Below are 1,752 nucleotides of genomic sequence, written 5' to 3'. Positions count from 1 at the left end.
AAGCAGAACAAGGGCCGGGACATCGAGCTGCTGTCGCTGCCGCTCGACGACCCGACGACCTTCGAACTGCTGGGCCGCGGCGACACCCTCGGCGTCTTCCAGTTCGACGGCGGGCCCATGCGCTCCCTGCTGCGCATGATGAAGCCCGACAACTTCGAGGACATCTCCGCGGTCTCGGCGCTGTACCGGCCGGGCCCCATGGGCATGAACTCGCACATCAACTACGCGCTGCGCAAGAACGGCCAGCAGGAGATCACCCCGATCCACCCGGAGCTGGAGGAACCGCTCAAGGAAGTCCTCGACATCACCTACGGCCTGATCGTCTACCAGGAGCAGGTGCAGAAGGCCGCGCAGGTGCTCGCCGGCTATTCGCTGGGCCAGGCGGACCTGCTGCGCCGGGCGATGGGCAAGAAGAAACAGGAAGTGCTCGACAAGGAGTTCATCCCGTTTCAGAAGGGCGCCCGCGAGAAGGGCTACAGCGACAAGGCCATCCAGGCCGTCTGGGACGTCCTGGTCCCCTTCGCGGGTTACGCGTTCAACAAGGCGCACTCCTCCGCGTACGGCCTCGTCTCCTACTGGACCGCGTATCTCAAGGCGAACTACCCCGCCGAGTACATGGCCGCGCTGCTGACGTCCGTGCGCGACGACAAGGACAAGTCCGCGGTCTACCTCAACGAGTGCCGGAAGATGGGCATCAAGGTCCTGCCCCCGGATGTCAACGAGTCGGACGCGAACTTCACTCCGCGCGGTGATGACACGATCGTGTTCGGCCTGACCGCCGTGCGCAACGTCGGGCAGAACGTGGTGGAGTCGATCGTTCGCAACCGCAAGGCCAAGGGGCGCTACGCGTCGTTCCCCGACTTCCTCGACAAGGTCGACGCCGTCGTGTGCAACAAGCGCACCGTCGAGTCGCTGATCAAGGCGGGTGCGTTCGACGCCCTCGATCACACCCGCAAGGGCCTCACCGCGCAGTACGAGCCGATGATCGACAACGTCGTGTCGGTCAAGCGGAAGGAGGCCGAGGGGCAGTTCGACCTCTTCGGCGGCATGGGCGACGAGACCGCGGCGGACGAGCCGGGCTTCGGCCTCGACGTGCAGTTCGCCGACGAGGAGTGGGAGAAGTCGTATCTGCTCGCGCAGGAGCGGGAGATGCTCGGGCTCTACGTGTCCGACCACCCCCTCTTCGGCGTCGAGCACGTCCTGAACGACAAGGCCGACGCCTCCATCGCCGCGCTCAACGGCGGCGACCACTCCGACGGCACCATCGTCACCATCGGCGGCATCATCTCCGGGCTCCAGCGGAAGATGACCAAGCAGGGCAACGCCTGGGCCATCGCCACCGTCGAGGACCTCGGCGGCTCCATCGACTGCATGTTCTTTCCGGCCACGTATCAGCTGGTCTCCACCCAACTCGTCGAGGACGCGATCGTCTTCGTCAAGGGGCGGCTCGACAAGCGGGAGGACGTCCCGCGGCTGGTCGCCATGGAACTCGCCGTCCCCGACCTGTCCGAGGTGTCCGCGAACGCGCCCGTGACGATCACGATTCCGACGGTCAAGGTCACCCCGCCACTGGTGGAGAAGCTGGGCGAGGTGCTGTCGCAGCACCGCGGCGGCACGGAGGTGCGCGTGAAGCTCCAGGGCTCCCGCACCACCACCGTGCTCCGCCTCGACCGCCACCGCGTGACGTCGGATCCGGCGCTCTTCGGCGACCTCAAGGCCCTGCTCGGGCCCTCCTGTCTGGCGGGCTGACGG

At 66.6% G+C, this 1,752-nt stretch carries 1 protein-coding gene; it reads left to right on the top strand.

Translation table 11 applies throughout. The features are described from left to right. A partial coding sequence (gene dnaE, locus H5J30_RS31230) for a DNA polymerase III subunit alpha (RefSeq protein WP_181790893.1) occupies nt 1–1,749 on the top strand: 1,749 nt, incomplete at its 5' end. Nucleotides 1,750–1,752 lie beyond the last annotated feature (3 nt).

Source organism: Streptomyces phytophilus, assembly GCF_013870535.1.
GTDB classification, from domain to species: domain Bacteria; phylum Actinomycetota; class Actinomycetes; order Streptomycetales; family Streptomycetaceae; genus Streptomyces; species Streptomyces phytophilus.
This window is presented reverse-complemented; position numbering and strand designations above follow the sequence as displayed.